Consider the following 25,001-nt stretch of genomic DNA (forward strand, 5'->3'; position numbering starts at 1 on the left):
TCCAATTCAAGCGGTAGCGCGTATAGACCTCCAGCGGCATTTACCGCCAAACCCGCTCACCCTGGAGATCTACTCATGCAAGTTCACCGACTCAACTTGGCGCCCCTGGCCGCTGCCGTACTGCTGGCCTGCACCGGCCTGGCGCAGGCGTCCAGCCACCGCGAAGCACCTTTCATCACCACCGCCCCCAAGGTGGATGCAACCGATTTCTATATGTTCCGCAGCTATGAAGACGGCCGCAAAGACTATGTGACGATGATCGCTAACTACCAGCCCTTGCAGGCTGCTTATGGCGGCCCGAACTATTTCGCAATGGATCCGAATGCCCTTTATGAGATCCATATCGACAACAACGGCGATGCCAAAGAAGACCTGACCTTTCAGTTCCGCTTCAACAACAGCCTGGGTGCGGCCGGCAAGGGCTTCGCCTTGCCGATCGGCGGCAAGAACATTCCCATCCCTCTGGTGCAGAAGGGGCAAGTCGCTGGGGTGCGTGATGGCAATCTGAATCTGACCGAATCCTTCGGCGTGAGCCTGGTGCGTGGCGACCGCCGCACCGGTACGGCCATGCCCCTGACCAATCTGGCCAATGGCAGCACGAACTTTGACAAGCCGGTCGACAACATCGGCGTCAAGACCATTCCCGACTACCCCGGCTATGCCGATCAGCATATCTACAGCGTCAATATCCCGGGCTGCGACATGCCGGCCAAGCTTTTCGTCGGCCAGCGCAAGGATGCGTTTGCGGTCAATCTGGGCGTTATTTTCGACCTGGTCAACGCCCCGGTCGACGTAATCACCAACCCGGCCCTGATCGGCGCGGCGCAAAACACCATTGATGACGCCAATGTCACCACGCTGGCGCTTGAGGTACACCGGAGCTGTTTGACCCGTGGTGATGATGTGATCGGCGGCTGGACCACCGCCAGCCTGCGCCAATCGCGGTTGCTGAACGCCACGCCGCCATCGGGCCATCAAACCAGCGAGAAGGTCGGCGGCGGCTGGGTGCAGGTGTCGCGCCTGGGCATGCCGCTGGTCAACGAGCTCGTGATCGGCCTGCCGGACAAGGACAAGTTCAATGCCTCCTCGCCCACGGGAGACGCTCAATTCATTGATTATGTGACTCATCCGTCCTTGCCGGCCTTGCTGGAAATCGCCCTGGCGCTGCCGGGTACGGCGCCGACCAACTTCCCGCGCTTCGATTTGGTCACCACCTTCCTGACCGGCATCAAGGGCGTCAACCAACCCAAGAATGTGGTCGGCTCGGAGATGCTGCGCTTGAACACGGCGATCGAACCGGTGCGCTTCGATCAGCAGAATCGCTTGGGGCTGGTCGGCAACATTCTCGCCGGCGGCAGCGACAACGCCGGCTACCCCAATGGCCGTCGCCCCAAGGACGATGTTGTCGACATCTCGCTGGTGGCGGTGATGGGCGGCTTGTGCGTGGCCAATGGCAACGCCAATGCCTTGGGCTTCGGCATGGACTGCAATCCGGGCAAGGTGCCGCTCGGCGCTACCTCGTTCAAGCTGCATGACGCGGTGGATCAGGCGGTGGTTCCCTTGTTGAGCAAGTTCCCCTATTTGTTCACGCCGATAGCGGGCAGCAAATAAGCAACCCGGCTTGAGCCGGAACCGGGCGCTGTGAGCAGACCGCTTGCAGCGCCTTTTTTCTTTTTCGCCTTTCGATTTCTAGGCTTGCCGCCCTGATCCAAAAAGCCCCCGGTGGCGTATTCATTTCATGCCTAGTCGATATTCTTCCCACTCCCCCAAGGCTGCGGCCCGATTTGTCTTGATCAGCCGTTGGCGCATGACTTGCACCAGCCAGCCGATCTGGGACTTGCTGACCGATCTGGAGAACTGGCCCCGCTGGTGGCCGCAAGTGAGCCAAGCACGTCTGCTGCACCGGGCTCCGGTCGGAGAAGCGGGCACCAAAGTGGCGCTGACCTGGCGCAGCCCCTTGGGCTATGGCTTCACGATTGATGTGTTGAACACCAGGCGCGAGCGCGGCGAAGACGGCCATTGCGAAATCGAGGGCCGCTCCAGCGGTGATTTGATGGGTCAGGGCTTGTGGGTGCTGGACCCGGTGCGCTCTTCCGTCACGGCCGGCGAGCCCCGTCAGGTCGACGTCACCTACCGCTACGAGGTCGAGTTAGGCCGGCGCTGGATGCGCTGGCTCGCCCCCTTGTTGCGAACCCTGTTCAAGTGGAGCCATTTTGCGGTGATGGAGGCCGGCGCCCAGGGCATGGCCACGCGGCTCAATTGCCGCAGCTCGCGGCTCAAGCATTGGACGGTGGTGCAGGGCTGAGCTCGAAAGCCCGGCGCCACAAGCACGCCTCCCTTAGCCCGCCCGCATCGCCGGGTCTACCGCAGCCGGGTCGATGGCGCCACAGAAGAACAGCAGGCAGCCGACATCCGAGTAAAGCTCATCATGGCCGGTGCCGGCCGGGGCGAACTGGAACTCGCCCGCGCGCAGCAGCACATCTCCAAGGAATAAATCGCCGTCCAGCATCAGGCATTCCTCGCCCAGGCCATGCGGATGCGCAGGCACCCGCGCGCCGGGCTCGAAGCGCACCAGCATCGAAATGCGCTCGCCCACCAGATGCAGCGCTTTGATGTCGACGCCTTGGCGCAGGGGCTCCCAGCCTTGCCCACCACCGGCGACCCGGTGCGAAGCAGTCGTTTGCCCAAACTCGTCGGCGCCCGCTCCCGGCTTGCTGCTGCGCCAGTAGAGCAAGGCACCCAGGGGCGAATTCAGCCTGGCCTCGGCCGGCCAAGGCTGGTCGAGGCCGATCAACTGGTAGTCCTGAGCGACCAGCGTGGGTGAACCAAGCGCGGCGAATTCGACTTGCAGCTCGCCATGCAAAACCAGGCATTCATGCACAGCGGGCCCCGGGCCATGCAACAAGGCCGCACCTTCGCCGGGGGCCCATTGCGTGCCGGGGGCCAGTTCAAGCAAGCTGCTTTGGCTGTTATCCCCCCGGTGCTGAGAATAGAGGCGCACGCCGGGGGCCAGGTCTTGCCAGACGGCGTCGCCGGCGCGAAGCGTCGTCATGCCGGCGCTGGCGGCGGCGCTGCTGGCCACGCGGGCGAGCAAGCGTTGGCGCAAGGCGCCGGCGCTGGCCGGGGGCGGCTCGATCGGCGTCAGCTCGACGGCCAGCGTGGGCAGTAGGCCGAGGCCGGCCGCGGGCGCAACGCCGGGCAAGGTGAGGGGCTCGAGCGCTTCGGCGGCCGCAAGATCGGAAGGGGACTGAGTGGCGCTTGTGTTCATATCGAATTCGTTGAATTGCAGGTGGCCGCCGATTGCGGGCCCAGGCATTTGCGCATGGCGAGCATGGCGCGGCGCAGATGGGATTTGACGGTGCCCAGTGGCAGGCCAATCTGGCTGGCGATCTCTTCGTGGGTCAAGCCTTTGAAGAAGGCCAGCGCCACCAATTGGCGCGGCACGGCGTCGAGTTTCGCCAAGGCCTGATGCAGCTGCTGATTGCTTTGCACCGCCTCCAGCAGATCATGCGGATCGGCGTTGCCGCTGCCGGCGCCGCCCGCGTCCGTCGCTTCGACCAAGGCGTCCATCGCCTCGCCCAAGGCATCGGCCGACACGGTGTTGGCCAAGACACGGCGGCGCGCGCGCAAGGCATCGAGCGCGCGGCTGCGCGCGATCGTCAGCAACCAGGCCAGCGAGGTGCCGCGCGAGGGGTCGAAACGCGGCGCCTGGCGCCAGACTTGCCAGAAGGTGTCTTCGGTCACTTCTTCGGCAATCGCGGGGTTGCGCACGACGCGCAAGGCCAGGCCATAGACCCGGCCCACGCAGGCGCGATAGAGCGCATCCAGCGCGGCCTCGTCCTGACGCACGATGCGGGCCAGCCACGCCTGCAGCTGCGGCTCATCGGCGCTGGCCAGCGGGCTCAGCGGGGGGGGCTCGGCAATGCTGTCGGCGTCCGCGTCGGCGTCGCTGTCGACCTCTTCCGCCAGCCCATCGTCGGCCATTGCTTCGGCCAGATCATCGACCTCCCAGGCCTCGCCAACATCGGCGCCAGGCGGTGTGGCCGGTCGAGCAAAATAAACCATAGCAGCATCCAGACGAGACAATTCCCGGGGGGCAGCAGCCAAGCGACGGGGCAATGCGAACAGCACCATTACCTCACCATTGTGCCGGCAAGTTGCGACGGGCGGGGCTGCGCTCGGCGCGGCCGGGTCGGTTCTTTCTGAGTTTGCATAGCGTTTCCAGTCGGAGCTAGCCGCCGCCAATTGAAGCAATTGAGCGAGGCGGAATGACTCTCCCCATCGGTACGCCGGCCGCGCTGATTTGGATGCAGGGTGGTGAAAAAGAATCTCTCCGGCGGCTTGGGCTGGCCTGCGACTCAGGGCGTTTTGTCGGGCGCCCTTGCGTCCACGGGCCAGTCGAGCGCAACGCTGAGCCCGCCGCTCTGGCTTGACTCCAGCCTCAGTTGAGCGCCCAAGGCGGCGGCGCGGGCCTGCATATTGCCTATCCCGTGGCGTCGAACCGGCGAGTCGGCTTGCTGCGATGACGGCTGATCGTTCAAATCGATACTCATGCCCACACCGTTGTCGGCGATCCTCAACAGAATCATGGCCGGCTCGCCGACCCGGTACTCGGCGCTCACGGTCACTTCGGTGGCCCGCGCGTGCTTGAGAATATTGGTGAAGGCTTCCAACAAGATGCGCTGCACTTGCAGGACCTTCTGAGGCGACAAGTTCGGCAATGCCGGCAGGTCGTCCACTTGCCAGATCACCCGAATACCCGCGGACTCAAGCCGCGCCTGCAAGCGGTAGCGCAGGGTCGCCAAGACGGTCAACAAATCGTCGTGCACCGGTTGCAGAGAATCGACCGCCATGCGCATTTCGTCCAAGGCATGTTGCACCTGTTCATGCAGCACAGCAGGCTCTGCGCCAGGGCGCGCCACCATATTCAGCAAGCCGACCAGTTGGGCGCCGACGCCATCGTGAATCTCGCGCATCATGCGTTGCCGCTCGTCTTGTACCGATTGCTGGTGGCGCTGCTCGCGCAGTCCATCGAAGGCCTGTTGCAGTTGCTGCTCGCGGTCGGCAACCCTTTGGCCAAGACTGGCATTGAGCCGCACCACCTCCACGCGCGCAGTCACCACTCGGGCAACCAAGCCCCACAGTGTCGACACCAACATCAACACCCCGGTGTAGTGCGAAATCGAGTAGGCGTCATAGGGCAATTGGTTGCGCAGCAGCAGCAGATCCCGATACGAGAGCAGCAGGAAGACCAAGGCGGTGGCGGTCATCAGCGCGGTATCGACACTGCCCTCATGCCAGGCCTTGCGCGCCAGCAAGCCCACCAGCACAAAGAAGAACAGCAGGCCGGGCGCAATCGTCACGGCCATCAGTTGCTGAAAATTACTGAAAACCCCGAGCAACAACAGGATTGAATTCAGGCCGGCATAGGCCCACAGCGAAGCTTCCACGCGGGGCCAACGCAGCTCTGCAAAGCGCAAGACAAAAAGCCCGAACAGCGCATAGAACCAGCAATTTCCCGCGACAACGAGTGAGGTCCACGCCTCCAGTGAGAGCGGCAATTGCTCCAAGAAGAGATTGCTGTTACGCGCCGCCCAGGCCAGGCTGGCTAGGCCAAAAAAAAATAGGAAAAGCCGATCCTGGCGTTGACGGAGCCAAGTCAGCAGCATCATCAAGCCGGCCACCAGACTGACCGTACCGGACAGCATGGCCCCCTCGAACTGCCAAAAATTACGCCGCTTAAAGACCGGCCGCAGCGCTGCATAGTCGGCTAGTTGCGGTGCTGCTAGTCCGGCTCGGTACTGGCCCGAACCGCTCACTTGCACCAATACCTCGTTGCCCGCAGCGCGCAGCAAATCGCTCGGCAGCACCACCAGCAGCGGCGCGTTCCAGCTGAAGGTGATGCCGGGCCGCTCGGCGCGGCGCTCCCACAGCTGGGAGCCGTTCAAGAGCAAGGACCCGCTCGTCGCCAAACGCGACAACAAGAGCGCCTGGGTCTGCGCACTGCCACGATCAAAGCGCAGCCGATACCAAACGCTGCCTTGGTAAAAGGGGCGGCTGACTTTCCAGTTGTCCGGGAGCGTGACAGGCTGCCAGTCGGCGGCCACGGGCGGTCGCTGCTCTTCCGACCCAGCATCCGGTAGCCAGTACTCGGCCACACTCAAACTCTGGCCGGGCCATTGGTGATGCTCTTCGGCCAGGGTGCCCGACACCCATAGCGCCACGCCCAACAAGGCGGCGCAAAGCAGCGGCATCAGCCAACGCCGCCCGACTGGGGGTGCCGGGGCGGCCAGCTTGACCGGGTTCAGGCGGTCAGCCGCCTTTTCATTCATTCAGCAGACCCAGCTGGCGCGCTTCAAACACCGCCTCGGTCTTGTTGTGCACATCGAGCTTGCCATAGATATTGCGCACATGGCTTTGCACCGTCGAATGCAAAATGCCCATTTTTTGAGCAGATTCGAGATAGGTAAAGCCGCGCGCGACCAGGTTCAAGACTTCGGACTCGCGTGGCGACAAAGCCTCGGTCTGCTGCGTCGCCACACGCGGCGCGGGCGCTTGAGCCTGGCCGTGCTGCCAGCGCATCAGCAATTGGCGCGCAATGATGGGCGACATCGGCGAGCCGCCTGCGTGCAAACTCATCACATGAGCGGATAGATTGGACTCGGTGTCATCTTTCAGCAAATAGCCACTGGCGCCGGCCTCAAAGGCCTCGAGCATATTGGCCTCATCACCAAACATGGTGATCACCATCACCGCGCAAGCCGGCTGCATGCGGCGGCCGCGGCGGATCACGTCTTGCCCCGAGCAGTCGGGCAGGCCGAGGTCGACCAGCAGCACATCGACCGCGTTGTCGGCCAACCAGGCCAGCAGCTCCTGCCCGCTGGCGGCCGCAAACGCCAGGCGCAAGCTCGGTTCAAGCCGAATCACCCGCGCCAGACGCTCGCGCATGTCCAACTCGTCTTCGACCAGGGCAACGCTGACGCAGGGGACGGAGTTCATGTGAATAGGCTGCGCCGCTTTAGGTGAGGGTGGCCGATGTTCGCACAGGCGGGGTCGTTTCGGGGCCGGGTCGGTACCCCATGAACTGCGGATGTGCAAGGCCTGGCTTGTCGATAAGGTTCGTCACTGCTGCTGGGTTTGCTAGCGGCTCAAGCCGACGGCCTCGCCACGGACTTCTTTGACGATTCACTTGGGAGAGTAAAAATCATGACGACACAGAATTGGGAACGCAAACTGGTCGGTTTGGCGCTGAGCGCCTTGGTCGTGGGCTGCGGTGGCGGCAGCTCAAGCTCTGACCCCGCCCCGACCCCGACCCCAACGCCTACGCCCACGCCCACGCCCACGCCCACGCCCACGCCGACCGTCACCAGCTTGACGCTGAGCGGCACCGCGACACGCAGCTCTGGCTTGGGCGGCAAGGCCTTCGCGGCCAAATGCGCGGCCGGCAGTGGCAGCGGCACCACCAAGTCTGATGGCGGCTACAGCGTCGACATCGAAGGCGGCAAGTGGCCTTGTCTGGCCCGCGTCACCGAGGACGACGGTACTCAGCTGCATTCCATCGCGCAGGGCAGTAGCGGTGCCACCAGCGCTACGGCCAACATCACGCCGGTCACGCAACTGGTGGTCGCGCGGCTGGCCGGCGCCGAACCTGCCGCCTACTACACGGCGTTTGACAGTGCCGCAGCGGCCTTTGTCACGCCCGCAGCGGTGGCCAATGCACAGACGGCCGTGCTGAGCACCTTGAATTCCGGCGGGGTGGACCTGAGCGCCGCCGGCGACGTGATCAACGCCGCCGCCGTGACACCGGCCTACACCGCCGCGCTGGTGGCGCTGGACAAGGCGCTGGTCAGCAGCGGCACCAAGCTGGCCGACCTGACCACGGCGGTGGTCAACACCACGCCGACCAAGGCCGACGGCACTCCCGTCATCATCGTTGGCCTACCGAGCCTGCCGCCCGAAAGCATCATCAAACCGGCGGCGTCCAACTGCGCGGCGGTACGCAGTGGCAAATACCGTGTGGTCATACCGGTGCCCGGCGCGCCGATGAGCGAGCAGGCCGACAGCTTTGATCTGAATGCATCGACGGGCGTGAGCACCAATGCCGATGGCACTGTCGACAACATGATTCCCAATGGCGCATGCCGCTATCGGACCAACGATGGCAAAGACGATGTCGTGGTGTCACCGGCCGGTGTGATGGTGGCGCGGATTGCCGATGGCGCCCAGTTCCGCACCGCCATGGCCTTTCCAGAGCAATTGCACGCGCTGGCCGAGTTGGCCGGTACTTGGAGCGGCTTGGGCATGAACGCCTGGGACGGCGCGGTCGGCTTTGGCGCCGTTGCGGCCACGGTGACCTTTGGGGCGGACGGCAAGATCAGCGCCGGCTCGGCGTGCTCGCATCCTTCAAACTGGGATGTCGTCAGCTGCGCCAGCTTCACACCGAGCAAGCAGGCCTTGCGTGTCAACGCAGCCGGCGGTTTCGACCTGATGAGTGACACTGGCACGGTCGACGGGCGCGGCTTCATCTACCAGTCCGGCAGCGGTGACCTGATGTATGTCCAGGTGTATGCCAAGGGTGAGTTCAATATCTGGACCAAACAGCGTGTCAACAGCCTGCCTGCCGTGGCCCAAGTCAAGACGAATTGGAGCTTTGGCATTGATGAGCAAATGTTGTCCAGCGGCGCAATTTCGGCCGACACCAACACCGTCGTTTCGGTCGACGCGGTCGCGGGCAGCTGGGTGCGCAAGCAAAAGTCGGTGGGCGGCACGAGCACGGGCACTGACGAGCATTCGGAAACCTGGTTGCTTAACAGCCCACGCAATGGCTATAACTACCGCGCCGCCGGCACCGCCTTGGCCGGCGACGGATCAACGTTGACGATCAACCAGGTCACCAGCATGGGTCTGCGCGGCATGGGCGTCACGGCGGTGTTGAACCAAAGCAAAAAGCGCTTCCAGTTCTCGGTCGAACAGCCGGCGCCTTGACGGGTTGGCTGAATGAAAAAGGGCGCCCATCGGCGCCCTTTTCGTTGTCAGCATCAAGCCTTCTTGCCCGGTGCCTTCAACAGCCCCTCGCAAGTCGCACGCTGCTTGTCGGCCGCGTCGACCTTGCTGCAGATGCCGTCTAACTGCGTTTTCAAGCGGGCGATGTTCATATCATGCTTGCCGTCGGCATTCCACTTGACCAGCGCTCCGCCGACTTTTTGCAGCGAGCGGGCGCTGCGCTCATAGAAAGCCCCCTTGTCCTGCGCGGCTTCGCTGAACAAGAGCGCGGCGGTTTTTTCGATGCGGGCGGCGTCTTGCGGCGCCAGCTCGGTCAGCGCGGCCATATAGCCGGAGCCCCATTGCAGCCGGGTCGCAGGGCCTTCGCTCTTGTTGTAGCTCTCCTCATACCAGCGCAACGCCTCGTCCTTGCGGCCTTGCTTCTTGGCATTGCCGCCGAGTTGGCTCATCAGGTAATAAGGTGAATGGCTCTTGGCGAGGCTGGCCTTGAGCAATTCGTCGCTGTCCTTCCACTGGCCGGCATAACCGAGTAAATAAGCGGCCGAACTGATGACGGCCTGGCGCTCGTAGCCATCGGTGATTTCGCGGTCGGCCTTGGCCGCGGCTTCCTTGACCTCTTTGACCAGGGCCGGGCTCAACTTGGGCGCCAGCTCGGTCTTGGCCAGATCGAGGCGGGCCAGGTCGACGCGGGCATTCAAGGCGCCCAGGCGGTCGGCGCGTGACAAGCTGGCGTCGGCTTCCAGGCGCTTCAAGGCGACTTCAAACTCGCCAATCAGCTTGGCGCGGGCTGCGCCCGCTTCAGGCGTTAGCGTCTTGACGATGTCGGCGGCGCCATTGCTCAACACATCCATCTGCGCGCGCGACTCGGCCGGGCTGGCCAGCACGCCCTGCACCAGACCGGCAAGCTTGGCATCCGGCTTGACGCCCTTGCCCTCATCGCTGGCGCTCAGGGTCTTCAACCACAAACGCGTCGTCGTTTCGGTATCAACGCCTTGCGAGGCGGCCGCCAGTTGCGCAAGCAAGGCCGGCAACTCGGCGGCGGGCACCAACTGCGACTCACCGGTTTCCCAGGAATAGAAGCCCAACAAACGCCATTCATTGGCGCTGAGCTTCTTGCCGGCCTTGGCATCGGCCAACACATCGCCTACGGGGCGGCCACCGGCTAGGCCTAACTGCAAGACCTTGATCACCTGCGGCGCGTCGATTTCGCCTGGCAAGCGGGTAATCTCGCGGCCATCGGCGCTGAACAGAATCATCGTCGGGTAGCCGCGCACCTTGAAGCGGGTGCCGAGCTTTTGCGCGCCGGGCGAGTCGCCGTCGATATGCACCGGCACGATGGCCTGGGTCTGCTCGATGAAGTCCTGGCGGTTGAACAGCGTGGCCTTCAGTTGATTGCAGGGCGGGCACCATTTGGCACCCCAGTACAGCAACACCGGCTTCTTTTCGGCGCGGGCCTGGGCGAAGGCTTTTTCAATATCGGCGTCGGCGCCGGCCTCTTGCCAGGCGACGCTGGCGTTGGAGGGGGCCATCGCATAGGCCACAGGCGCCTGACAAAGCAAGACCAAACTCAGGGCGGCGGCAGCGGTGGCGGCCAAGGCGGAAGGGCGACGGTTTATCTTCATATCTGCATCCGGGCGGCCCGGGTCGGGCCAGCACTTGAAATGGGTGGTGGCGCATTGTGAGGCTTGGCGCAGAGCCTCGATATCCGGGGAACAACCAAGCTTGATGTGGCTGGCGCCGCGATGAGGGCCGGCGCGACGCCCCGGGGCTATTGCCGCCCTCACGCCATGATGTTCGCTCCGCCATCGATATACACCGTGTTGCCGGAGATATGCCGCGCATAGCGGGTCGCCATATAGGCGCAGGCATAACCAACGTCCAGAATGTCAACCAACTCGCCCAGCGGCGCGCGCTGTTCGGTCTCATGCAGCAAGGCCTCAAAGTCCTTGATGCCCGAAGCGGCGCGGGTCTTCAAGGGGCCGGGCGAGATCGCATGGACGCGAATGCCCTGGTGGCCCAACTCGAAAGCGAGGTAGCGGCACGAGGCCTCCAGCGCCGCCTTGACCGGCCCCATCACGTTGTAATTGGGCACGACCTTGTTGGCGCCGTGATAGCTCATCGCGAACAGGGTGCCGCCGTCCGTCATCAAGGGCGCGGCTAATTTGGCCATGCGGATGAAGGAGTGGCAGGACACATCCATCGCCTTGCCGAAGCCCTCGGCCGAGCAGCTCAAAAGACCACCTTGCAGGTCTTCCTTGGGCGCGAATGCGATCGAATGCAGGACGATATCAAGCTTGCCCCAACGCGCTTCAATCTGCTCGAACACGGCCTCCAACTGGCCGGGCTGGGTGACGTCAAGTGGCAGGAATAGCGGCGCTTCGATCGCGCGCGCCAGCGGCTCGACATGAGGCCTTGCCTTCTCGTTCAGAAAAGTCACCGCTACCTCCGCGCCCAGCTCTTTGAAGGCTTGCGCGCAGCCCCATGCGATCGAGCTTTCGTTGGCAATGCCGACGACCAGGGCCTTCTTGCCGGCCAAGGCTTGGTTGTTGCCGGCGGCGGCTTCATGCTTGCTGTTCATCTGCAGACTCCTTGACTTCAAATAGGGGTACCAGCGTTTGGCACAGGATCAAAAACACCCGGTTCTCTGGAAGTTTCGCATACGCACTTGTGCGGTGCAGCAAACTGATCTTGCAGCCCATTTATTGCGTGCGTGTGTCGAGCAATCTCGGCCCAAGTGCTCGGCGGGCGAGTGACTGCGGCGGCCAAAAGGAGCTTCAGACGCACCCGCAGGCAGCGGAATCCGCGACCTCGCGCGCGCCTAGCCGGCCGCCTTCAAGCGCGCCATAGGATGGAGCCGTCGAAGCTAGCCAAAAATTGGACCAACGATTGATCATGAAGATGAGCATGCGCCTTCAAAAAACCTCAATCTGGCTCGCGCCGGTTGTGCTGATGTGGCTGAGCGCCTGTGGCACCGTGGCGCCGATTGCGATGACGCCGCCGCAGGGCTTCGAGGCACAAAGCGACGCCTTCTTGGCCGGCAATCGCAGCGCCGACAGCGGCTTGTTTGCCAATGAATCTTTCGACCTGGGGCCTTACCGGGTGACCGATGTCAAGCGTGACTGGGCGGACTCCAAGGCCAGTTTCAGCCTCGGACCGCTGACCTGGGGCAAGAGCAGCAACGGTTTCGCCTATGTGCTGCGGGCCTCCAACTCAACGCTGCATGGGCGCTGTGAGGTCAATAACGGCGAAACCCGACTGCCGCTGTCGGTCAGCATCATCCCCTTGCAAAGCAGGTTTTCGCTGAAATGTGACTGCCAAGGCGATGGCGCGCCGGCGCGCATGGAACTTGCCAGCAACTCCGGTTGGCAGCAGCAAGACGCATGGTTGCCTGAGAGCCTGAAGCTGACGATTGGAGAGCAGAGCTTTAGCGGCAGCCCCTTTGATCACCGCGGCCTTGCGATGAGCGATGGGCGGGCCTTTGTCGGCTATCGCTTTGACGGGCAGGCCGGCCCGGCGGCGGCGGTCGGCCTGTTTTCGCCCGGCGAGGTCTGGCTGCACCAGAGCTTGCCGGCCTCGCAGCGGGCGGCGATGACTTGCGCCTTGGCGGGCTTGTTGCTGCACACCGGTCCCTGAAAATCGGTTCATGTCGGCCGAGTCGGGTGAGCTTCTTGCTACCGAGAGTGGCGAAATTCGATACTCGGCAGAATCTCCACACCGGCTCGAGCCGATGGCTAAAGTGCGAGCTCATCCGACCTGTTTGGGACAAGCATCATGCCGATGATCAACAAGACTTCAAACTGCCTGGGCCTGGCGGCGCTGCTGACCCTGCTGGCCGCCTGCGCTACGCAGCACGCCTTGGTCACGCCCGAGGGTTTTGCTGGGCAGAGCCAAATTTTGCCCGCCTCAAATCGCAGTCGCGCGACCGGGCTATTGGTCGATGAGTCCTTCAATCTGGGGCCTTACCGGGTTACCGGCATCGAAGGTAAATCCGGCAGTTCCGCCAACTCGAAAGAGATCAACGGCGTCAAGACAGAAAACAAGCGCAGCGGCTTCAGCTTCCGCCTGCTGGGTGGCCCCAGCGGGCTGACCGAGTGGGCGGGCCGCTGCGAAAGTCGTTCACAAGATGTCAGTACCAAGCTGGCTTATGGCATCTCGCAGCAGCAGGGGCGGGGCTTGTTCAGCTGCGTCTGCAGCAGCAAGGACCAGCATGAAGCCACGCTCAGCATCGCCAGCGACCGCAGCTGGCAAGGCTTGAGTGGCTCAAGCAGCTTGAGTTTGAGCATCGCGGTGGATGGACAGACCTATCGGGTGGCGCGCTATGACGGCAACGGCCAAACGGTGCCGGCTGACGAACCCTTCTATGGCTACCGTGTTGATGGGGGGAATGGGGCGGTGGCCGCTCTGGGGCTGGCTTATCCGGGCACCGTTTGGCTGCATGAAAGATTGCCGGCGCCGCAACGCGAGGCGATGACTTGTGCGATCGCCGGCTTGATGCTGCACCGCGGCCCGCAGTAAGTTCATGGTTAGGCCGGCCGCCTAACCAGCAAAACAAGCAGCGTCAGCAGGCACAGGCCGGCGCCGGCATAGAAGGTGGCTTCGGCACCCCAGCCGTCCCACAGCAGCCCCGCCAAAGCGCTCGCCAGCAGCATGGCCAAGCCGCTGATCAGATTGAAAAAACCATAGGCCGTGCCGCGCAAATGGGCCGGCGCGGTGTCGGCCACCATGGTCGCCAACAGGCCTTGGGTGATGCCCATATGCACGCCCCAGAGCGCCACCCCGCCGCCCAATGCCGCCCAAGCGCTGCTGCTGGCCAGCAGCAAATCGGCCGCCAGCAAGACCCCCAAGCCCAAGCCCAGCATGGCGCTGTGGCTGACCCGGTCGGACAGCTTTCCGAAGGGGTAGGCGCTGGCCGAATAGACCAGATTCATCGCCACCATCACCAGTGGAATAGTCGCCAGGGGCAGGCCGGTTTGCTGTGCCCGCAGCACCAGAAACGCCTCGCTGAAACGCGCCAGCGTGAACAATCCACCGATCGCAACCACCCACCAATAGGCCGGGGAGAGCTGGCGCAGATTGGCCCGGCTGATCGGATTGAGGCGTTTTTTACCGGCACTGCTTCGGGGCTCATGCACGCCGAATGCCAGCAAGGCGACCGCCATGGCGGCAGGAATCACCGCCACCCAGAACACCGCGCGAAAGTCGTTCGCCCACAGCAGCATCAAGCCCACGCCGAGCAGCGGCCCGAGCACCGCGCCGATCGAGTCGAGCGCTTGGCGCAGCCCGAAGGCCGCACCGCGCAAGCCCGGTGGCGCGAGATCGGCCACCAGCGCGTCGCGCGGCGCGCCCCGAATGCCCTTGCCGACCCGGTCGGTGAGGCGCGCCGCGACGACCCAGCCGACGCCGCTGGCAAGCGCGAAGACGGGTTTGGTCGCCGCGCCCAGGCCATAGCCCAACAATGCCAAGCCTTTGCGGCGCCCGAGGTAGTCACTCAAGGCGCCGGAAAAGACCTTGACGATCAGGGCTGTGGCCTCGGCTGCCCCCTCAATCAGCCCTACCGTGAAGGCCGAGGCGCCCAAGCTGCCGACCATGAACAGCGGCAACAGGCTGTGGATCATCTCGGACGACACATCCATCAACAGGCTGACGAAGCCGAGCAGCCAGATGGCGGCGGGCAGTTGCGCGCGCGCGCTCGTCGGAGAAGTCGGACCAGAATCATGCTGCATAGGCTTGTCCAGTGAATTGCGTCGCGGCTCACCAAGCCGCACGGGCCTTGGCCAAGGGAATCGAGAACTCGCATGGCTCCGGCAACTCGCCCCGCAGCCATGCGGCGATGACCTGGATCTGCCTGCGGTCCGACAGCATAGGCGTGTGGCCGGTGGCGGGGATATGCGCGAGGGTCAGGTCTTGCAAGCGCTGCATGCGGCCGAGGGTGGCGGCCTGCAAGGCATCGGAGTCCATGCCATGCAGCAGCAACAAAGGGCATTGCAGGGCGCGGAAGCTGTCCCATTGGGCCAGTGCTTGGTTCGCCTCGGCACGGTAGGCCTGCAAGGCGCGTGGGTCGACTCTGTAGATGCGGCCGGCGTTCTCGTCCGACCAGCGGGTTTGGTGCCACGCCAGGAAGTGGCGAATCTCATCGCTGACCGGGCCATCATTTTTCTGCGCCGCACCGACCCGCCGCATGATGTCCCCGGGCGAGCGGAACACATAGAATCGCGCCAGCGTCTCGGCCCGGTATTGGCGCCGCGCGCGCGGCATCTGCGGCCCGACATCATTGAGAATGAGCCGGCTGATCAGACCGGGTTGGCGCGCCGCCAGTTCCACCGCCACCGTGCCGCCCATTGAAGAGCCGAGCACGGCGAGCGGCCGGCCGCCCAGATGCGCAATCATCTGGCGCATTTGTTCGACATAGGTCGCGCGCCGGTACTCCTGCTCGTCGGCCAGCCAACCGGAGCGGCCGCGCCCCAGCCAGTCCATGCAGATGACGCGCCAAGGCTGATTTGCATAACGGCTCAAATCGGCGGCCACAAAGCTGAAGCGCATGGCGGTGTTTGCGACTCCGCCACAGCACAGCAGCAGGGGCGCATCTTGCGGCCCCCAGTCGGTGTAGAAGACCGGCGTGCTGTAGGGGCGTCGCATGCGCCGCGGCACGCCGGATTGCAGCGACAAGGGTTGTTGGTAGTCAAAACTGCCGAATCGGTAGCAGCCGGCAAAGCTCGCGTCCAGGCCTTGCGCGGCCAATAGCCAGGCCCGCCAAATCTGCTCATGGTCGTCCGCATCAACGCTCATCGACGGCCTCGACTTTTTGTTCCTGTTCGCGTTCCCGCTCGCGTTCGCGCTGGCGCAGCACATCGATCATCACGTTGAAGGTACGTGCCAAACGGCCAATTTCATCCTGCGCCCTGACTGTCACGCTGGCCCGCTCGAAGTCGCCCTGCTGCAAGGCCTCGGCCGCCCGCGTCAGCGCATGGATGGGCCGCACGATGCTGCGCGAAAACAGCAGGGCAAGGCCCAGGAACAAGAGGCCGACCAGCAAAACGCTGAGTGACAAATGGACAAACAAGCGCTGCAGCGGCGCCTCGAAGAGCGCGCGGTCCTCGCTGACGATGACGGTCCAGTCATGGCCCTGCACCGGCGCAAAGCCGGCAATCTCGGCGCGCTGACTGAGCCCTTCGGCCAGCTCCACATGGCCCGTCTTGTGCTCCGCAATGGCCTTGGCCAGCAAGGGCATGCCGAGGCTATCGATGCTGTCACGTCGAAAGCGCTGGTCGGCCTGGATCTCGGCCAGAACGTCGGCCTTCAGCGGTGCCAGGCTGCGATACAGCAGCTCGGGGCGCGGGTGTTGAATCAGCACACCGTCGCCGTCTATCAGCATGCCGACCCGGCGCTCGCCGTCCTGCACCTGATCCAGGATGCGGCCGAAGCTGGCCGCATGCAGCCGCAGCACCACCACGCCGATGACGGCGCGGCTCTGGTCGAGTACCGGTTCGGCGTAGAACATGCCCGGTGCCCCGGCCGCAGCTCCGACCACGATGCCGGTCGCAAAAGGCTGGCCCCGCAGCGCCGATTTGAAATACTCGCGGAATCCGAAATTGCGCCCGACCAGGGGGGCTTCGCTGGAGACCCGCACAAGGCCTTGCCGGTCCATCAGCATGATCAGATGAATATCGCGGTTAGCCGCCGCCAGCCGATTCAGCTTGCGCGTGAGCGTTTGCTGTTGCTCGGCATCGGGCCCGTTCATAAAGCGCTCGAAGTCCTCATCGGTGCCGAGCGAGCGGGCCAAATGCTGGCTGTCGCCGATCAGCTGCGCCATACGGCCCGCGGTGCTGCGCGCAAGTTGCTCCAGATTGCGCAACTCGCTGCTGGAGACCGCGTCCAAACTGCTGTTTAGGTTGTAGAGGCCGGTGATCAACATCGGCGCCAAGGCCGTCACCACCATGGCCAGCGCTATTTTCACGGCCAGCGGCCACCCAGCCGGGTTGAACAGCCGCCTCAGCCAGCGCCGCAAGCCCAACAGGCCCTGGTGCGGACCTCGGGCCAAGGCCTGTGCGGCCTCTTTGCCGCCCTGCAAGACTTCACCCGAGCGCAAGGCGTCGCGCAAACTGAGCGAATGTAGCTCGGCAGCGAACAGCCTCGCCTGCCATTCGGCGACGTCGCGCGGCCGACCTTTGGGGTCTGGCGTCAGGGCCCAGTCCACCGCTTGAAGAAAGCTGTCGCTGAAGCGGCCGCGCCCGAGGTCCTGTGCCGATGGCATCGCAGTTCGGCCGCTCTGCGCAATGGCCTGGCCCATGCTTTGGGCGGCCTGGGCCAGCATCCAGCGGCTTTCGGCATCCGGCGGGCGCTTGCCGCTGATCATCCAATACAGCGTGGCGCCAAGCGCGTAGATATCGGTCCACGGGCCTTGCTCGCCAAGGCCATATTGCTCGATCGGCGCATAGCCCGGCGTGACCACCACGGCGTCCTGATCGCTGAGCGTCAGCGTCCGTGCGGCCGAGCCGAAGTCCAACAGCACCAGGCGGCCGTCTGCCTTGCGCAACTGCAGGTTGTCGGGTTTGATGTCGCGGTGCAGAAAGCCGGCCGCATGCACCACCGACAAACCGTCCAGCAAGGGCAGCAGCAGGCGCGCTAATTGCCGCTCACCGAGTGTTTGGTGGCGCGGCCACCAACTCTTGAGCGACTCGCCGCGCTCGTACTCCAGCACCATATAGGCGGTGTCGTGGGCCTCGAAGAATCGCGCCACGCGGACGATGTTCGGATGGCGAAAGCTTGCCAGCGTGCGCGCCTCGACGAGAAAGTTTTCCAGGCCCTGCCGATAGCGCTCGCGGTGCACGCTGGCGTTGGGCGAGACACCATGGGTCGAGGACCGGAAGGCAATTTCTTCGGGCAGGTATTCCTTGACGGCCGTCAGCGCGTCGAGGTGCACATCGGTCGCCAGATAGGTGATGCCGAAGCCGCCTTGGCCGAGCACCGCGTCGATGCGGTATTCATGTAGGCGAAAACCCACCGGCAGCGCAATCGCGTGGCCTTTTGGCAAGGGCGGCAGGGGCGGAAAATTCGACCCGGCCCGACGCGCATCCACCGCCGGGCCAAGCGCTGCGATCTGGGTGGCCAAGCGGGGTCTGATGATGACGGTCGCATCGTCCTGCGGTGCCGGTGAGGGCAGAACCACGGTGGCGTCCGGATCGGCCGTGCCCGAGCGCGGGCGAATCACGGTTCGATCGGCATCATCGTCAGCAGGTTCGCCGGAGCTTGGCTGTGCGCCCATGGCAGAGTTTGATTGGTAGGCAAAAAGATCCGAGCGTGGGGGTCAAGTCTTGCTCGCCTATCTTACTTGCCGGCTTGGCCGGCCGCCTACAAAGTGCCGCCGCTCCAAAGCTCCAGCCCCAAGACCCTGAACATGCCGGCATGGTTGAGCCAGCGGCGCAGCTGTAGCTGCAATAAATCCACTTCGACATTCAGGCGCGCATCGCGGGCCTGCAACCAGTCGATGCGGGCAATGCTGCCGACCTGCATGCGCAGCTCGGCCAGAGCTTCGGCCTGACGGGCCTCGCGCAAACGCAGCTCGGTGGCCAGAAATTGCTGACGCAGGCGCTCGCGCTCAATCATCTGCGCCTCGACCTCGGCCAGGCTTTTGAACAAGGTCTCACGCAGGCTCAAGGCGGCCAGCTCGAGCTCGGTGTGAGCGCTGGCCTGCTGCAGCTCCAGCCGGCGCCAATCGACCAGCGGCACGGTCAAATTGGCGGCCAGCGAGGCCAGCGGCTGGCTGAGCCAGTCGCGCCATTCGCTGCCACCGCTGGACAAGCTGGCGCTGAAGCTGAGGCGCGGATAACGTTCCGCCTGAGCGCCATGCAGGCGTGCCAGCGCCGCATCCACGGCCAGCCTGGCGCGCTGTACATCGGGGCGCTGGGCCAGTACCTCGGCCGGCGCGGCCAAGCGCCAGGGCGGCGGCTCCATGCCGGGCAGCTGCGCTTGCGACAAGATCGGGCCGGGCGGCGCCTGGTCGAGCAGCAGCGCGAGCTGATTGCTTTGCAGCTGCGCATCGGCCTTCAAATCACTCAGGCGAAGCTGGGCCGATTGCAAGGTTGCGGCCGCCTTGTCGACCTCGATCGGCAGCATCTTGCCCTCGCGGACCCGCAGACCGGTGATCTCCAAGGCCTCCTGGGAGTGACGCGCCTGCTCGGTCGCCAATGGTTGCTGGGCGGCGATGGCGGCCTGTGTCCAATAGCGTTCGGCCACCTGCGCCAGGATCAGGGCCTTGGCCGCCGCGATGTCGGTGCGGGCGCTTTCGGCTTGGGCCAGTTGGGCGGCGTTCGCATGCGCTAGGCGGCCCCAGAGATCGACCTCGTAGCCCAGGCCCGCCGACAGGCCGGCGTTGCTTCGCCAGCCAGGGGTCGAATGCTCAAGCGGGCGGCTGCTGCCGTAGTTCAGGCTCAGACTGGGCTGCAGGCGCAGGTCGGCCTGGGCCGCTTGGCGCTGCGCCTGCTGCCAGCGCAGGGCGGCTTGCGCGATATCGCGGTTGGCCGCCAAGGCCTGCGTTTGCAGCGCCGTCAGTTCGGGAGCCAGCCAGCCGACGCTGGCGCTGCCCTCGGTTTGGGCCGGGCCGGCCGACCATGTGGCTGGAAGATCGGAGACCGGCGCGGGTGGCGGCAGCGCGGTGCTGCAGCCGGCCAAAACGGTCATGGCGGTCATGGCGGTCAGTGAAAGAACTGCCCAATGGGAGTTGGATTGCATAGATTTACTCGCGGGCAAGGGCATCGACCGGGCTCAAGGCCGCGGCGCGGCGCGCCGGCAGGGTGCCGAACAAAAGTCCAACCGCGCTGGAGACGGCGAAAGCGACGGCCAGGGCCGTCCAACTCACCTGTACCTCCAGCTTCGCCTGGACCGCATTGATGCCTTGTGCGCCCAGCCAGCTCAAGGCCACGCCGACGAGTCCCCCCAGGCAGCACAGCACCACCGCTTCGATTAAAAACTGCAGGCGCACATCGCCCTGGCGGGCGCCGACGGCCATCCGGATGCCGATCTCGCGGGTGCGCTCCGACACCGACACCAGCATGATGTTCATCACCCCGACGCCGCCGACCAGCAGCGCGATCGCGCCGACGCCGGCAAACAGCGCGGCCATCGCGGCGGTGACATTTTGAATTTTCTGGAATTCCTCGTCGGCGTTCCAGCTGTCGAAGTCCTCGACGCCGTGTAATGCCTTCAGGCGGTGGATGACCTGCTCGCGCACCTGCGCCGGCGGCACGCTGAAGTCCAGCATGACGTTGAAGCTGTCGGTGTCCAACTTGGGATCAAGCTTGCGCGCAAAGGTGCTCAAAGGCAGCAGCACCTGGCCGTTAGAAAACCCGAAGCTGACACCGCCACCGCTGTCAGGGTCGACCACGCCGATGATCGTCATCGGCAGCGCCGCGCCGGCGGCCGAGGGCTGGCCGGGCACTTCGGCCGTGAGCCCCATCGGGCTCAGCAACAAGGTCTGGCCGAGCGCCGGCTGGCCGGCCTTGAACAAGGCCTTGCGGGCCTTGCCGTCGATGACCACGACTTGAGCGCTGCTGGCCTGGTCAAGTTCATTGAAATAGCGGCCCTCGGCCAGCTTGAGCTTGCGTGCCGATAGCGATTGCGCATCGGCGCCGATCGCCGTGACGCCGGCATCGCGGGCGCGGTGGCGTGCGGTCAGTTGCATTTCGCGCACCACATTGACATCCTTGACGCCGGGCAAGGCCCGGATCGCGTCCAGTTCGGACGGCCGGAACGAGCGCGCCACGGCGCCCGGCGGCAAGGCCGGGTTGCCGCGCCAGACCGGGATGCGGCCGGACAAGAAGCCGCGCACATCCTTCTCGATCGAGCCGCGCGCCGCGTCGGTCAGCGCCAGAATGCTGACCACCGAGGCGATGCCGATGCTGATGCCCAGCATGCTCAAGGCGGTGCGCAGCCGGTTGCCGCGCAGCGCCAACCAAGCCGTAAGAATCGCCTCGCGCCACTGCACCTGCAAACGCCGCAGGCCGCCGGCCTGCTCGGTGCCGGCCAACTCGGCGGGCGCGTCGGCGGGCAGGCTGTGATTGGCAGGCGTGCCGCTGTCCTTCAGCACGCGGCCGTCTTTCAACTCGATCACGCGCCGCGCATGGGCGGCGACGCTGGGGTCGTGAGTCACCAGGATGATGGTGTGGCCCTTCTCATTCAGCTCGCCGAGCAGGCGCAGCATCTCGGCGCCGCTGGCTGAGTCGAGCGCACCGGTCGGCTCGTCGGCCAGGATGATCTGGCCGCCATTCATCAAGGCCCGCGCAATGCTGACGCGCTGCTGTTGGCCGCCGCTGAGCGCGTTGGGGCGGTGGTGCAGGCGGTCGGCCAGGCCTAGCCTTGTCAGCAGGGCCTCGGCACGCTTGGACCTTGCGTTATTGCCCAGGCCGGCATAGACCGCCGGCAGCGCCGCGTTGGCGCGTGCGTCGAGATGCGGCAGCAGGTGGTAGCGTTGAAAAATGAAACCGAAGCGCTCGCGCCGCAGTGCCGCCAACTCGTCCGGGCCCAACTGGCTGGCGTCCTGGCCGCCGATATGGAAGCTGCCATGGGTCGGGTTGTCGAGACAGCCCAGCACATTCATCAAGGTGCTTTTGCCCGAGCCCGACTGGCCGACGATGGCGACATATTCGCCCGCCTCGATGGCCAGGCTGATGCCGTCCAGCGCCGGCACATCGATGTCGCCATGCTGGTAGTGGCGGGCAACGCCGGCCAGCTCGATCAGCGCCATTATTTGGAAGCCGAAGCTGCGCTGGCCGCCGAGGCTGCGGCTTCGGCCGACGGCGGCGCCAGCAGCACCTTTTCGCCGACCTTGAGCCCCTCCAGCACCTGCGCGCGCGCGCCGTCTTGCAGGCCGACGCGCACCTGGCGCGGCGTCTGCTTGTTGCCGGCCTCGAGCACCTGCACGGTGTAGCGGCCATCTTTGCCGCGCTCACCCAAGGCCACGATGGGCAGCGTGGGCACCTGCGCCGCACGGCCGGTGACGATGTCGACCTGCACCGTCATGTCGGAAAAGAGCTTGCGCTGCTGGTTGTCGACTTCGAACAAGACGTTGTAGAACACCGCGTTGGCTGCCCGTTCGGGAATCGGTTGGATCACCCGCACCTTGCCTTCATAACGTTGATCTTCACCGGCCAAGGTGGCGAAGCGAGCCGCCTGGCCCGCGCGTATCGATTGAATGTCGGACTCGGGCACGCGCGTGCGCACCGTGATGGTGTCCAGATTGGCCAGCGTCATCATCACCGGCGGCAGCTGGATCGCGATCACCGTCTGGCCCTCCTGGACCGGCAGATTGACCACCGTACCGTCCATCGGTGCGGTGATGCGGGTGTAGCCCAGAGCCAACTGCTTCTTGGCCAGGTCGGCCTGCAGGCGGGCCAGGGTGGCGGTCTGCCCGCGCACATCGGCTTCCCATTTGGCCAGGTCGGTGTCGGCCCGCTCGGCCTCGGTCGGCGCGGTGGCGCTGCCCTTCAGCAGGCGTTGCTGGCGCACGACCTCGCGGCGCGCGGCGGCCAGGTCGATCAAGCGGCTGTCCAGCGCGGCGCGCTGCTGGGCCAGCGAGGCCTCGGCCTGCGCCACATCGCTGCGCGCCAACTCCGGGTCCAGGCTCACGAGCAGATCGCCCTTGTGGACGTTCTGGCCCAGCTCGACATGCAGTTTCTGCACCTGGCCGCTGACCTGCGCGCCGACATCCACCTTCAGCTTGGCCTGCAGCACGCCGGCGGCTTGCACGGTTTGCGTGACATCGGCCAGCGTGACGGTGCCGGACGGCGGCGGCGCGGCCTCGGCCGTGGGGTGAGTCAGCTTCCAGCCGATGGCGGCAGCGCCGCAGATCAGGCCGGCAATCAACCATGCGCGCCAGCGGCGCAACCAGCCGCTGGCGGCCTTTTGTTTTGTAGTCTTCAAACTTTGTCCCCGCCCGCTCCAAAAGAGCGTCCCGCAATATACCTAGGGCAGCGGGCTTGGCGGAGTGCGGGTCGTCATGGGGGGGCGCTTGCGTGGCCCAAGGCGCGGTGGGAGTGCCCTGGTGAAACACCATCTGCCAGCCGGCCGGCTCCAAGCGCCCGGCGTCGGCCCTGGCCTTGGGCAGATGCAACTCGCATTCAAGCGCTTGCAAAGTTTGCTGAATTGAATCGACGGGATGTTTCGTATGCGTAAGGCAGCGTGGCCGCAGTGGCTTTCAGTTGGCGCGATGCAGCAGCATCCCGCCTTTGCACAGCAAGGGTTCAATCGACGCAAAGCCAGCGTCTGCCAGCGCGGCAGCTTGCTCGTCCGCCGTCATATAAAGCTGATCATTGCTCATGCCGTCCGCGCCGGCAAAGTGGTCGCAGACCAGATAGGCGCCGCCCGGCGCGAGCAAGGTCCGCACTTGCCTGTGTAGTGCGGCGGCATAGCGCTTGTGGCGCAGCTCATGCACCGCCTGATGGGTCAGCACAAAGTCGAACTGGCCCAGGCCTTGCGACCAGTCGCCCTCTTTGAAACTGCGCTGAATGAACTGCACGCGCTGGCTCAGCGGGCCCAGGCGCTCGCGCGCCAGGTCATGCATGGCGACCGAAAAGTCCAGCGCGACATAGTCGAGGCTGGGCAGCGCGTTGAGCAGGTGATGGGCCAGAAAGCCGGGGCCCGAGCCCAGCTCCAACACGCGGCATGGGCCGGCGCCAATCGAGCGCTCGAAGCAGGCAAAGAATTCGGGCCGGTCGGGGCGTTTGCTCAAAGCCGTGGCGGCCCATTGCTGAGCGTCGGCGGGTTGGCGCAGATCAATTGGGCTGGGGACGTCTTCGAGCATCAATGGCTTTCGAAAAAAAGCCCGCTCGAAGCGGGCTGGTGTTGTTTGCTCAGGCGGCTAAATCTTCGTCCGCTGCGGCGAGCGCCTCACCCGGTGTGCGGTGGCTGCGCGGCTCATGTTTTTCGAGCGCGCTTGCGACAGCACGTTTGAGTTTGCGCATCGCGCCGTCAATCGCCTGATGGGTGCTGCCGGCGTTCTCCTTGACGATCACCGGCTCCAAGCCGGTTAGGCGAGCTTCAAGCGTGCAATGGATATCGTTTTCGGCCGATTTGGCATGTCCGTTCACATCGCTGAGATGGGCTTCGACCCGCGTGATGCGTTCTCCGAAGCGGTCGAGGGCGTCTTTGGCGACGCTCTTCAAGTGATCGGCCATTTGCTGGCTGGCCTCAATATTCGAGTCGGTTTGGAGCAGAACTTGCATAAATGCTTTCCCTTTCAAGTGAACGAGCGAAGTACAGGCCTTCAAGCATGTCGCCGGTGGTGCCTCCTTGCACCCGTCACGGTTTCCATCAGCCCAGGCTCAGACTAACAGAGCTTTGGCTCGGCGCCCGTGACATTTGTCCCGGCGATGCGGACTCCTGTTCAGCCGGCGCCTTGCACAGCCCATATTGGAAACATGGGGCTGCTTCTGCCGATTCCAAGGTCAAACTTTCAGCTTAGGCGTGTGCCCGCTATGCGCGGAGAAAGGGCGGAGGCTTTCTCAAAAACCGTCCGGCTGATCGTCGGAAAACTTCGCCGCGGTGGCCGTTGCGAAAACCTCGCTGGCCGAGGGTACCGAGTTGTCCATTGCTGTGGGTGTAGCGATGGCGCCGGCCGATGGCGCTTCGACCAGCAATTGCGAGTTGTGCGCTTGGTCGTTCCCGACGCTCGCGGCGATGACCGAGAGGGCGGAGGCGCCAAGCAGAATCAAGGCGAATGTCACCCGCGAACGAGTTTGATCGCTGAATTTTGATGCGTTGCTCATGATATTCATCCCTTCAAAGGACTTGCGTTTGCAGCATGGCTGCTGCTGCCTGCTCCGTTGGAGCCCGTCGGCAACAATAGTGCTCGCCTTGAAACTGTTCAAGTAAAGCGGCTTCCGGCGTTTGGCGAAGCCTGTTGTCGATGCGGCCATCTTGTTCCTGGCGTCCGCAGCCGTTCCTAAAGAGCGATGAAAATTGCGCTCATCGACCGCAAAGCAGCTCTCGCTCGCTCGGTCGATCGG

The 25,001-nt window shown here is 64.5% G+C and carries 20 protein-coding genes; 5 read left to right on the forward strand and 15 right to left on the reverse strand.

The window, feature by feature from the left end; all coding sequences use genetic code 11:
* Window positions 1–75 precede the first annotated feature (75 nt).
* Both LNV07_RS07445 and LNV07_RS07450 read left to right on the forward strand, forming a co-directional pair.
* The gene (locus LNV07_RS07445; RefSeq protein ID WP_263570549.1) at window positions 76–1,611 is read left to right on the forward strand and encodes a DUF4331 domain-containing protein; all 1,536 of its coding nucleotides are present in this window, start codon (window positions 76–78) and stop codon (window positions 1,609–1,611) included.
* Between the two features lie 196 nt (window positions 1,612–1,807).
* A complete protein-coding gene (locus LNV07_RS07450) occupies window positions 1,808–2,305 on the forward strand; it encodes an SRPBCC family protein (RefSeq protein ID WP_263570550.1) in 498 nt (165 codons plus the stop codon).
* A 33-nt stretch (window positions 2,306–2,338) separates the two neighbouring features.
* Here LNV07_RS07450 and LNV07_RS07455 read toward each other — a convergent pair whose 3' ends face one another.
* The 4 genes from LNV07_RS07455 to LNV07_RS07470 form a co-directional block, all read right to left on the reverse strand.
* Complete coding sequence (locus LNV07_RS07455) at window positions 2,339–3,268, reverse strand: cupin domain-containing protein (RefSeq protein ID WP_263570551.1); 930 nt, start codon at window positions 3,266–3,268, stop codon at window positions 2,339–2,341.
* Complete coding sequence (locus tag LNV07_RS07460) at window positions 3,265–4,065, reverse strand: sigma-70 family RNA polymerase sigma factor (protein WP_263570552.1); 801 nt, start codon at window positions 4,063–4,065, stop codon at window positions 3,265–3,267. The genes LNV07_RS07455 and LNV07_RS07460 overlap by 4 nt, the downstream gene beginning before the upstream one ends.
* A gap of 293 nt (window positions 4,066–4,358) precedes the next feature.
* Window positions 4,359–6,332 carry a sensor histidine kinase gene (locus tag LNV07_RS07465; RefSeq protein WP_263570553.1) on the reverse strand — a complete coding sequence of 658 codons (1,974 nt, stop codon included), beginning with the start codon at window positions 6,330–6,332 and terminating at the stop codon, window positions 4,359–4,361.
* Window positions 6,325–6,999 (reverse strand): response regulator transcription factor, encoded by a 675-nt coding sequence (locus LNV07_RS07470; protein ID WP_263570554.1) that lies wholly within the window; start codon window positions 6,997–6,999, stop codon window positions 6,325–6,327. Before LNV07_RS07470 ends, LNV07_RS07465 begins: the two co-directional genes overlap by 8 nt.
* A gap of 207 nt (window positions 7,000–7,206) precedes the next feature.
* Here LNV07_RS07470 and LNV07_RS07475 point away from each other — a divergent pair, with 207 nt between their 5' ends.
* Complete coding sequence (locus LNV07_RS07475) at window positions 7,207–8,985, forward strand: hypothetical protein (RefSeq protein WP_263570555.1); 1,779 nt, start codon at window positions 7,207–7,209, stop codon at window positions 8,983–8,985.
* 53 nt (window positions 8,986–9,038) lie between these two features.
* Here LNV07_RS07475 and LNV07_RS07480 read toward each other — a convergent pair whose 3' ends face one another.
* Both LNV07_RS07480 and fabI read right to left on the reverse strand, forming a co-directional pair.
* Window positions 9,039–10,625, reverse strand: coding sequence for a thioredoxin family protein (locus tag LNV07_RS07480; RefSeq protein WP_263570556.1), 1,587 nt, complete (start codon window positions 10,623–10,625; stop codon window positions 9,039–9,041).
* 158 nt (window positions 10,626–10,783) lie between these two features.
* Window positions 10,784–11,581 (reverse strand): enoyl-ACP reductase FabI, encoded by a 798-nt coding sequence (gene fabI, locus LNV07_RS07485; RefSeq protein ID WP_263570557.1) that lies wholly within the window; start codon window positions 11,579–11,581, stop codon window positions 10,784–10,786.
* A 326-nt stretch (window positions 11,582–11,907) separates the two neighbouring features.
* Here fabI and LNV07_RS07490 point away from each other — a divergent pair, with 326 nt between their 5' ends.
* Both LNV07_RS07490 and LNV07_RS07495 read left to right on the forward strand, forming a co-directional pair.
* The gene (locus LNV07_RS07490) at window positions 11,908–12,636 is read left to right on the forward strand and encodes a hypothetical protein (protein WP_263570558.1); all 729 of its coding nucleotides are present in this window, start codon (window positions 11,908–11,910) and stop codon (window positions 12,634–12,636) included.
* Window positions 12,637–12,774: 138 nt separating this feature from the next.
* Window positions 12,775–13,518, forward strand: coding sequence for a hypothetical protein (locus tag LNV07_RS07495; RefSeq protein ID WP_263570559.1), 744 nt, complete (start codon window positions 12,775–12,777; stop codon window positions 13,516–13,518).
* Between the two features lie 8 nt (window positions 13,519–13,526).
* Here LNV07_RS07495 and LNV07_RS07500 read toward each other — a convergent pair whose 3' ends face one another.
* The 9 genes from LNV07_RS07500 to LNV07_RS07540 all read right to left on the reverse strand — a co-directional run bounded on the left by LNV07_RS07500 (window position 13,527) and on the right by LNV07_RS07540 (window position 24,911).
* On the reverse strand, window positions 13,527–14,726 hold the full coding sequence (locus LNV07_RS07500) for an MFS transporter (protein WP_263570560.1): 1,200 nt from the start codon (window positions 14,724–14,726) through the stop codon (window positions 13,527–13,529).
* 28 nt (window positions 14,727–14,754) lie between these two features.
* Entirely contained in the window at window positions 14,755–15,789 is a 1,035-nt protein-coding gene (locus LNV07_RS07505; RefSeq protein ID WP_263570561.1) for an alpha/beta fold hydrolase, read from the reverse strand.
* On the reverse strand, window positions 15,779–18,265 hold the full coding sequence (locus tag LNV07_RS07510; RefSeq protein WP_263570562.1) for a protein kinase domain-containing protein: 2,487 nt from the start codon (window positions 18,263–18,265) through the stop codon (window positions 15,779–15,781). Before LNV07_RS07510 ends, LNV07_RS07505 begins: the two co-directional genes overlap by 11 nt.
* An 86-nt stretch (window positions 18,266–18,351) precedes the next feature.
* Window positions 18,352–19,689 (reverse strand): TolC family protein, encoded by a 1,338-nt coding sequence (locus LNV07_RS07515; RefSeq protein ID WP_263570563.1) that lies wholly within the window; start codon window positions 19,687–19,689, stop codon window positions 18,352–18,354.
* Window positions 19,690–19,735: 46 nt separating this feature from the next.
* The gene (locus LNV07_RS07520) at window positions 19,736–21,742 is read right to left on the reverse strand and encodes an ATP-binding cassette domain-containing protein (protein WP_263570564.1); all 2,007 of its coding nucleotides are present in this window, start codon (window positions 21,740–21,742) and stop codon (window positions 19,736–19,738) included.
* Window positions 21,742–22,917 carry an efflux RND transporter periplasmic adaptor subunit gene (locus LNV07_RS07525; RefSeq protein ID WP_263570565.1) on the reverse strand — a complete coding sequence of 392 codons (1,176 nt, stop codon included), beginning with the start codon at window positions 22,915–22,917 and terminating at the stop codon, window positions 21,742–21,744. Before LNV07_RS07525 ends, LNV07_RS07520 begins: the two co-directional genes overlap by 1 nt.
* Before the next feature lie 274 nt (window positions 22,918–23,191).
* Window positions 23,192–23,797, reverse strand: a complete 606-nt coding sequence (locus LNV07_RS07530) for a class I SAM-dependent methyltransferase (RefSeq protein WP_263570566.1) — start codon at window positions 23,795–23,797, stop codon at window positions 23,192–23,194.
* 49 nt (window positions 23,798–23,846) lie between these two features.
* Window positions 23,847–24,218 (reverse strand): HPF/RaiA family ribosome-associated protein, encoded by a 372-nt coding sequence (locus tag LNV07_RS07535; RefSeq protein ID WP_263570567.1) that lies wholly within the window; start codon window positions 24,216–24,218, stop codon window positions 23,847–23,849.
* A gap of 279 nt (window positions 24,219–24,497) precedes the next feature.
* Complete coding sequence (locus LNV07_RS07540; RefSeq protein WP_263570568.1) at window positions 24,498–24,911, reverse strand: hypothetical protein; 414 nt, start codon at window positions 24,909–24,911, stop codon at window positions 24,498–24,500.
* Between the last annotated feature and the right edge of the window lie 90 nt (window positions 24,912–25,001).

The organism is Roseateles oligotrophus, assembly GCF_025717515.1.
Lineage (GTDB): Bacteria > Pseudomonadota > Gammaproteobacteria > Burkholderiales > Burkholderiaceae_C > Paucibacter_A > Paucibacter_A oligotrophus.